The sequence below is a fragment of the Nitrospirota bacterium genome (assembly GCA_037386965.1).
GTDB lineage: Bacteria > Nitrospirota > Thermodesulfovibrionia > Thermodesulfovibrionales > JdFR-86 > JARRLN01.
Map to the genome: position 1 here is coordinate 1 of JARRLN010000098.1, position 7,850 is coordinate 7,850.

Consider the following 7,850-nt stretch of genomic DNA (forward strand, 5'->3'; position numbering starts at 1 on the left):
AACGATACCCAGGATAAGAAACTGAATGCGTTTCATTACGTCCGTCCTCCTTTCAAAGGGTTAAATTTGCAACTGAAGTACAATATAGGGTGTCCTTTTAGTTGTCAAGGAAAAAAGTGGCATTGACTTTTCCACATCGGTTTTCCTCCTCCCTTGAGCGCAAGGGAGGGAGTGGCCTTTCCTTGCCAGGGGGGATACGTAAGGCGGATGCGAAATCCTCTTCAAATTCTTTAGGGGGTACGCAGGGGGGACGCGAGTCCCCCGTGCGTCTCTAGAAGCTCACGCTCACCGTCGCCCCGCCGTAAAACACCGTGTCGTCGCCCCGGTGCTCGGGGACGTTGAGCATCTCGGTGGCGTCCTTGAAGTCCCCGCTCAGGGGGAAGGAGAAGGCCAGCATGGGCTCGAGCACCACGCCCTCCCGGAGGGGAACGCTCAGCGAGCCCGAGAGCTCGCCGTTATGAAGGTTCGTGTACTCCTCGTCCGCGGCGGTCACACCCACCACGGCGTTGTCGAAAAGCACGCTGCCCGATAGCCCCAGGTTCAGTGTGGCGCGGTCGCTCAGCTCCCGCTCGTACTCAAGCGCCAGCACCAGGTAGCCGCCCGTCCCCTCGTCGAAGTCGTAGTAGAAGGTGAGGCTGGGAGTGACGAGCCAGTCGTAGGAGAGGGAGAGGTAGAACTCCTGGGTGTCCTCCACCCCCTCCAGGGCATAGTAGATGTAGCCCAGCTCGCCGGTGAGGTTTTCCATGAGGGGCCGCGTGTACGCCACGGTGAGGTCCGTCTCGGTGACCTCGTCCGGGTCGGTGTCGTAGTTGCTCCAGAGGTTGAAGTACATGGGCCCGTAGGTGACGCCCACGGCGGGCTGCACGACCCAGTCGTCGCTCAGGGTGAGGCCCCGCCAGACATAGTTGCTGAGCACGGCGACCTCGGCGTCCCCGCCCTTCTCCACGGCTCGCGCCGCACCGGCCAGCGGGACAGCCAGCGCCAGCGACACCAGTGCCAGGGACACCAGTGTCCGAGACACCAGCGCCACGGCCGATACCTTCAAAACGTGTCTGAGCATTTTCCCTCCTTCGTTCTTTTTTTCGGATAATGATTCCGCTTGCTTCCTTGATAATCCTTAATCCCTTCTTTCCCCTTGTTGCGTCTCTTTGCCTTGCTCATTCACCTCCTTCGTGATGCCATATTTTCTTATCTTATACCCTATCATCCTTTCCGTAATCCCCAGCCTCCGGGCGGCCCTCGCCTTCACCCAGCCGGTCCGCTCCAGGGCATCCAGAATCTCCGCCCTCTCGAACCGCCCGATGGCCTCTCTGAGGGAAACGCCTCGGTCCTCGCTCATGCCTCCGAGGTTGCGAGAAACGTGCCAGCCAGGAACCCCTTGTCTTTAAAGGAACGGCGGGAACAAGGGCATACAGAAATGTCCGACAGTTTTGTCCGGCATACATTTTTGTCGGGAGGAGAGAAGGCGCAAGCGCCCGGATTAGAAGTACATTTTCCCTGGCACGGTTCGTGATTACTTCTCGGAGAAATCCTTTTTCGGGAGGAGGAGTGTAAGGGATGAAGATGATAACGTCCGTCATCAAGCACTTCAGGCAGGACGAAGTACGGCAGGCCCTCATGGACATAGGCGTCAAGGGCATGACCGTGGTGGAGGTCAAGGGGTTCGGCAGGCAGAAGGGCCACCTGGAGGTCTACCGGGGGGCGGAGTACGAGGTGAAGTTTCTCCCCAAGATAAAGGTGGAGGTCGCCGTCCCCGACGGCCTAGTGGAACAGGCGGTGGAGGCCATCATGGGGGCCGCCCGCACGGGGGAGATAGGGGACGGAAAGATTTTCGTCACCGCGCTGGATGAGGTCATCCGCATCAGAACCGACGAAAGGGGCGAGGAGGCGCTATGAGAAAGCTGAAGATATTGATTACGCTCGGGGCGGTGCTCCTTCCGGCGGGGGCCGCCCTAGCGGCGGAGGCTCCGGAGATAAGCCCGGGGGATACGGCGTGGCTTCTGGTCTCCACGGCCCTGGTCATGCTGATGACCCCGGGGCTGGCCTTCTTCTACGGAGGCATGGTGCGGAGCAAGAACGTCCTGGGCACCATCATGCACAGCTTCATGATGCTCTGCATGGTAAGCCTCATCTGGATACTCTGGGGCTACAGCCTGGCCTTCGGCCCCGACGTGGGCGGCCTGGTGGGCTCCCTCGCCATGGTGGGCCTGAGGGGGGTGGGCATGGAGGCAAACGGCACCGTGCCCCATTACATCTTCATGATGTTTCAGGGCATGTTCGCCGTCATCACCCCGGCGCTCATCACCGGGGCCTTCGCCGAGAGGATGAAGTTCTCGGCCATGCTCCTTTTCAGCGCCCTCTGGGTGACCTTCGTCTACTCCCCGGTGGCCCACTGGGTGTGGGGCGGCGGCTGGATAATGACGAAGGTGGGCGCGCTGGACTTCGCCGGGGGCACCGTGGTGCACATAAACTCGGCCGTGGCGGCTTTCGTGGCGGCCCTGGTGGTGGGCAAGAGAAAGGGGTACCTGGAGGAGCAGATGATGCCGCACAACCTGCCCCTGACCGTGCTCGGCGCGGCCCTCCTGTGGTTCGGCTGGTTCGGGTTCAACGCCGGAAGCGCGCTGGCCTCAAACGGGCTGGCCTCCCTGGCCTTCGTCACCACCAACACCGGCGCGGCGGCGGCGGCCATGGGATGGAGCTTCACCGAGTGGCTGCACCGGGGCAAGGCAACGGCCTTCGGCGCGGTCTCCGGAGCGGTGGCCGGGCTGGTGGGCATCACGCCGGCGGCGGGCTTTGTGAGTCCGCTTTCGGCCATAGCCATCGGGGTGGGGGCGGGCGTCCTCTGCTACATCGCCGTCAACCTCAGGCCCCGCTTGGGCTATGACGACTCCCTGGACGTCCTGGGCATCCACGGGGTGGGAGGCCTCTGGGGCGCCATCGCTACGGGGCTCTTCGCCGCGGCGGCCTTCGGCGGCACCGACGGGCTTTTCCACGGAAACCCCGGCCTGGTGGGCGCGCAGCTCATAGCCAGCGCGGCCACCATCGCCTACTCGGGCGTGGTGAGCTTCATTCTTCTAAAGGTGGTGGACGCCGCTGTGGGCCTCCGGGTCTCCGAGGAGCATGAGCGCCAGGGCCTGGACCTCAGCCAGCACGGCGAGACGGGGTACGACATGCGATAGGGGGCCACGGCCCCGGCGACCAGGGGCGACCGCCCCCGGCGGCTGCACAACGGATTGGACTCCCCCCCACGGCGGGGGTGGCCGGAAGGCTGCCCCCGTCTTTTGTTGTGCAAGCGTCCTGGTCCGAGTGGAGAATAAGCCTGTGGTTACATGCACAACGCACACCATGGTTTTCAGAAGCTGAAACCGAACTGTATCAGTGTCGCATCTATCGGCTCGTTGTCCCCAGACTCGAAGGTTCGCTGATACATGCCGCTTAATTTCAGCCCGAGGGGAAGGTAGATAATATCCAGTCCAGCGGTTATGACGGCAAAGACGGGGACGCCGCCGGAATCGAGATTTTCCAAATATACGCCGCCGTCATAACGTTCCGTATATCCCCCCATAAAATGAGCCATGAACAGGGGAGCACCGATAAAATCACCCATCCTGAGGTCCAGCCGGGCACCTCCCTGCAGGCCCGCCATCAGGTTGTATACGGTCACATCTTCCCGGTTCTCAAGAATAAAATTGCCGAATGATACGGGTATTCCCATAAAAAGCATAAGGCTTGAGGACGGATTCTTCAGCGCCACGTATTCACGATTGTAACTGCCGTGAAGGACGACACCGCTTACATCCCTCTCGGAAGCGTCGACATCCATCTGGCCGCCCAGAACGCTCCCCAGCAATGCAACGCCGACGGAAATATCCCAGGCCGTGGTATTGCTTATGGGCCCCCTGAATATGGTGTTAACGTCCATTCCGTTCACATGCAGTCTTTCACCGTCCATCCGGATGTAGCTTGCGGACATGTACCTGTTGTGCTTCATACCCGCATCGACCAAGGGCGGCAATGAGACATGGATATTCGTCTGCTGCCCGTGCGCGGAACCGATAAATGAGACAACGGTCAACGCGAACAAGGCGGATTTGAAGAATATGCGTTTCATTATTCCATTACCATATACATTCCCGGAGCGCCGGAAGGGCGCTCGCTAAAGCCGAAACGCTTATAGAACCCGGCCCTTCCCTTTGCCGCCATGAGACCGATAAAAGCATTAGCGTGGGCATGTGCTTTCAGGTACTTCATTAGCGCGTTCATTATGAGTTCGCCGATTCCCTGTCCCTGCAATTTCGGCGATACGATTACATCCTGGATATAGAAATAAATCCCACCATCTCCTATAACGCGTCCGCATCCGACAACTTCATCGCCGAACAATACGCAAACTGAAAAAAGAGAAGTGCTCAAGCCAACTCCTGTAGCTTCGGCATCCATATCCCCCCACCCAACGGTTTCACGGAGTCTCAGGTACTCCTCCGTGGTCGGAGGACGCTCGATTAACAAGAATTGGTTGCTCATCGTAATTACGTATTTTACACGAAATTTTGGGGTCTTACAGATTGCACTTCCCAGACAGCACACCCGAGACAATGGCGTCATGCTGGGCATAAAGAGCAAATCAACCTCCACCCACATACCGCATATGCTCACCACCCCCGCTCCTGCCCCATCGCCGCCATCATCTGCCGGCGGGTGAAGCCCCGCCCTCGCTAACCAGAAACGCATTCACCCTGGAATGTACCCGAAATGTTTGAAATTCGCCCGTGCATGTCACAGAGCGCGAATTATCAATTATGAGAGCAATTTCCTCTCCTCTCCGCCGCCCGCGCAGTCTTGACAAACATCCGCATTGGACTAGACTTTGGTTAGAAGCACGGGGGACGGCTCGCTGAGAGGAGGGAGGTTCCTGCCATGGTGAAAACTCTTTCGGACACCTATCCCTGAGACAATCGTATGAACCCCGAACCGCCAATCAAACTTTAAGGGAGAATGAACATGGCTAATCCGAACGTTACAGCGGAGGCGATGGCGGAAAGAAGGACGATGGCGCCCATGATACGCGGCTCGATGGCCGAGGGCATCGCGGGCGTGGGAGCGATAGTCATCACCATTCTCGGGCTGTCGCAGGTTTTCCCGGACATTCTGCTCGGCGTGGCCACAATCGCCGTGGGGAGTGCCTTGATGTTCGAGGGCGGGGCCATTGCGGCCCGGTTTGCGAACCTCGTGCGCAGCGCGGCCGAAAGTGAGGACGTCGGGCGTCTCGGCCTGGGCGTGACGTCGGAGTTCCTCGGCGGGGTGATAGGTATCGTGCTCGGGGTGCTGGCCCTTCTGGGCATATACCCCCTGGTGCTCATACCCGCGGCGGTCATCGCCTTCGGCAGCACCGTGCTGGTCGGCAGCAGCGTCAACTCCCGCCTGAACTCACTGTGGGTCGAGGCGACCGAACAGCGGCAGATGATCCGTGACATGGCGAGCTCCGCCATATCTGCGGCGGCCGGCGTGCAGGTGCTCATCGGGATTACGGCGATTACGCTGGGCATTCTCGCGCTTACGGGAATCCGCCCGATGATTCTGAGCCTGGTGGCGCTGTTGGGCCTGGGTTTTGCCGACCTCATGAGCGGCACCACCCTCATCGGGAGGTTCAGGACGCTGCGCCCGGCCCGGGAGGAGCGTTAATCGCCGCCGTGCTCAAAAGCCTTCTTTTCCGGGGCGAGCGCAGCGTCGTTTCAAATGTAAGCGCACCGGGCAAGCGGCAAAGAGGGCCTTGAGGCGGCAGAGGGCACGTCCGGGAGCGAAGCATCCTCACCGTCGCGGCCTGCCGTGAGCCTAGCTATCCCGGGCGGCGGGCCGCTTTCTTTTCCCCGTGGGGGCAAACCCTTACGCAGACGCCGCAGATGCGGGCGCCGACGCCTCCGAGGCGGGCGTTCTCGTGGGTCCGGGCGTTACAGGCGGCGAGGTCCACCGCGTCCTCCCTGCCCGGGTAGTGGCTCTCGGTGGGAACGCCCCGTATGGCGCCCACCGGACAGGCATCGGTGCAGCAGGTGCAGTCTCCGCAGCGGTTCGCGAGGGGCCGGTCCGGCTCGAGCGGCATGTCCGTGAGCACCGTGGCAAGCCGCACCCGCGGCCCCATCTCCGGTGTGACGAGCAGAAGGCTCTTCCCCTGCCAGCCGAGGCCCGCCATCCGGGCCACGGCCTTGTGGGAGACGGCTCCCATGAGCCGCTCCTCGTCCAGTATGCGGGAGGCCGGCACCCCCAGGGCAAGGGACCCCCGGTCGGCCAGCCACCGGACCACCCCGGCGGCTATCAGGTCAAGCCCGGCGTTCAGCACGCGGTAGTGCCGGGCGTATTCCGGGGTGGGCCTCTCCATAACCGCCTCGATGACGCCGTCCTCCAAGGGCAGCGCTATGGAGACGGCCCGGACATAAGGGTCAAGAAACCCTCCGGGTATGGTGGGAAGCCCGGCCTTCAGAGGGGCCAGGTCCGCAATGCCCGCCAGGCGCGCCCCCAGGGACGAGGCGTGCGCCTTTATCTCCCGGGCGCTGTCCACCGCATCAGTCCGTCCCCTTGATGATGTCCACCATGGTCTTCCGGGGCTGCCCGAAGAGCTTTCGCACCTTCTCCCGGAACTCTCCATCGGTGATGTGCTCCTGGTGGGTGCCCGGGATTATCTCGATGTCGGGGAAGGCCTCTCGAAGCGCCCGGACGTACTTTTCCCTGAAGGGGCAGAAGGCCTTGACGCAGTTGGCCAGATGGATGGCGTCCACCCTGAACCCGGTAAGCCCCCGCACGCGGGCCAGGAGCTTTTCGGGGCCCGCCAGGGTGGGGCACCCGGCGCAGCTTATGATGCCCACCAGGTCCACCCTCTCCCCCTCGGCGTACCGGGCGAAGGCGCCCCGCCGCTTCCTCAGGTCGGCCAGGCAGCTTGCCGAGGAGCAGCCCAGCTCCCCGGTGGCGTTCGAGCAGGTCAGGATGCCTATGCGCGCCACGGCGTCCCCCTACTTCGGGCTCAGCGGAAAGAACTCCGCCAGCTCGTAGGTGGTGAGGCCCGAGGAGATGAGGGGGTCCTGCTCCACCAATGCCCGGGCCTCCTCGAGGCTTCCCGCCTCAAAGACCCACATCCCTCCGATGTCTCCCCACTTTCCGGCCTGAAGGACCTTCCCCTCGGCCATCCTCTGCCTGAGCCACTCCACGTGCGGCGGGATGACGTGCTGGAGGTCCTCCGGCCTTGTCCCTGCCTTGACCCTGTTGATCATGAGAATGGTCATGGCTCCCTCCTTGGGAAAGATGCATGCCGTACTGTTCGATAAGCCTGAGGTCGTCCCCGGGCCTCCTGCCCGAAACCGTCAGGCAGTCCCCCGTAAGAAGCCCGTCCGCCCCGGCCATAAAAAGCAGGGCCCCCATCTCGCCCAGCACCTGGAGCCTTCCCCCCGCCACCCGGACCTCCTTCTCGGGGAGCAGAAACCTGTAGAGGCTCACCACGCGCAGCGCCTCCATGGCCGTCCCCCAGGCCGAACAGCCCCCCGGAGCAGACCGTGAGGCCCTCGGCCAGGGCGGCCTCCACGGCGCGGAGCTTCTCGGCGTAGGTATGGGTGGTGCACACACGGGGGAAGAACAGCCGCGAGGTCTCGAGGTTGTGGTGGTAACGGTCCAGCCCCGCCCCCTTGAGCATCCGAAGCTCCTGTCTTCCAAGAAGCCCGAGGGTGGCGCAGGGCAGAAGCCCCTCCTCCCGGACGGCGGAGAGCATGCGGGCAATCCTCTCAAGCTCTCCCGGGGCGGCCTTCCTTCCGCTTGTGACCAGGCAGAACCGCGATGCCCCATGTGCCCGGGCGGCCCGGGCGCGGAAC

General features: G+C 62.3%; 10 protein-coding genes and 1 pseudogene. 3 read left to right on the forward strand and 8 right to left on the reverse strand.

Features of this window, described 5'->3' with window-relative positions:
• Positions 1-271: 271 nt before the first annotated feature.
• Together P8Y39_11680 and P8Y39_11685 are read right to left on the reverse strand one after the other, a co-directional pair.
• Positions 272-1,060, reverse strand: coding sequence for a hypothetical protein (locus P8Y39_11680; GenBank protein MEJ2192979.1), 789 nt, complete (start codon positions 1,058-1,060; stop codon positions 272-274).
• A gap of 57 nt (positions 1,061-1,117) precedes the next feature.
• Positions 1,118-1,291 (reverse strand): annotated as a pseudogene (locus P8Y39_11685) (helix-turn-helix domain-containing protein).
• Positions 1,292-1,557: 266 nt separating this feature from the next.
• On the opposite strand from P8Y39_11685, the gene P8Y39_11690 reads away from it, so the two are divergent.
• Complete coding sequence (locus P8Y39_11690) at positions 1,558-1,896, forward strand: P-II family nitrogen regulator (GenBank protein ID MEJ2192980.1); 339 nt, start codon at positions 1,558-1,560, stop codon at positions 1,894-1,896.
• Positions 1,893-3,179: an ammonium transporter gene (locus tag P8Y39_11695; GenBank protein ID MEJ2192981.1), complete on the forward strand. Its 1,287-nt coding sequence runs from the start codon at positions 1,893-1,895 to the stop codon at positions 3,177-3,179. The genes P8Y39_11690 and P8Y39_11695 overlap by 4 nt, the downstream gene beginning before the upstream one ends.
• A gap of 173 nt (positions 3,180-3,352) precedes the next feature.
• On the opposite strand, the gene P8Y39_11700 is transcribed toward P8Y39_11695, so the two are convergent.
• Together P8Y39_11700 and P8Y39_11705 are read right to left on the reverse strand one after the other, a co-directional pair.
• On the reverse strand, positions 3,353-4,111 hold the full coding sequence (locus P8Y39_11700) for a hypothetical protein (protein MEJ2192982.1): 759 nt from the start codon (positions 4,109-4,111) through the stop codon (positions 3,353-3,355).
• Positions 4,111-4,524, reverse strand: coding sequence for a GNAT family N-acetyltransferase (locus P8Y39_11705; protein MEJ2192983.1), 414 nt, complete (start codon positions 4,522-4,524; stop codon positions 4,111-4,113). The genes P8Y39_11700 and P8Y39_11705 overlap by 1 nt, the downstream gene beginning before the upstream one ends.
• Positions 4,525-5,001: 477 nt before the next feature.
• Here P8Y39_11705 and P8Y39_11710 point away from each other — a divergent pair, with 477 nt between their 5' ends.
• Entirely contained in the window at positions 5,002-5,682 is a 681-nt protein-coding gene (locus P8Y39_11710; GenBank protein ID MEJ2192984.1) for a hypothetical protein, read from the forward strand.
• A 154-nt stretch (positions 5,683-5,836) separates the two neighbouring features.
• Here the strand turns inward: P8Y39_11710 and P8Y39_11715 are convergent, their stop codons facing one another.
• From P8Y39_11715 to P8Y39_11730, 4 genes are all read right to left on the reverse strand, one after another.
• Positions 5,837-6,553 (reverse strand): 4Fe-4S double cluster binding domain-containing protein, encoded by a 717-nt coding sequence (locus P8Y39_11715; GenBank protein ID MEJ2192985.1) that lies wholly within the window; start codon positions 6,551-6,553, stop codon positions 5,837-5,839.
• A 4-nt stretch (positions 6,554-6,557) separates the two neighbouring features.
• Positions 6,558-6,992, reverse strand: a complete 435-nt coding sequence (locus P8Y39_11720) for a CGGC domain-containing protein (protein ID MEJ2192986.1) — start codon at positions 6,990-6,992, stop codon at positions 6,558-6,560.
• Positions 6,993-7,001: 9 nt separating this feature from the next.
• Positions 7,002-7,271 (reverse strand): YciI family protein, encoded by a 270-nt coding sequence (locus tag P8Y39_11725; GenBank protein ID MEJ2192987.1) that lies wholly within the window; start codon positions 7,269-7,271, stop codon positions 7,002-7,004.
• Positions 7,268-7,850 (reverse strand): hypothetical protein (locus P8Y39_11730; protein MEJ2192988.1); only part of this gene is annotated, 583 nt, incomplete at its 5' end. The genes P8Y39_11730 and P8Y39_11725, both read right to left, overlap by 4 nt.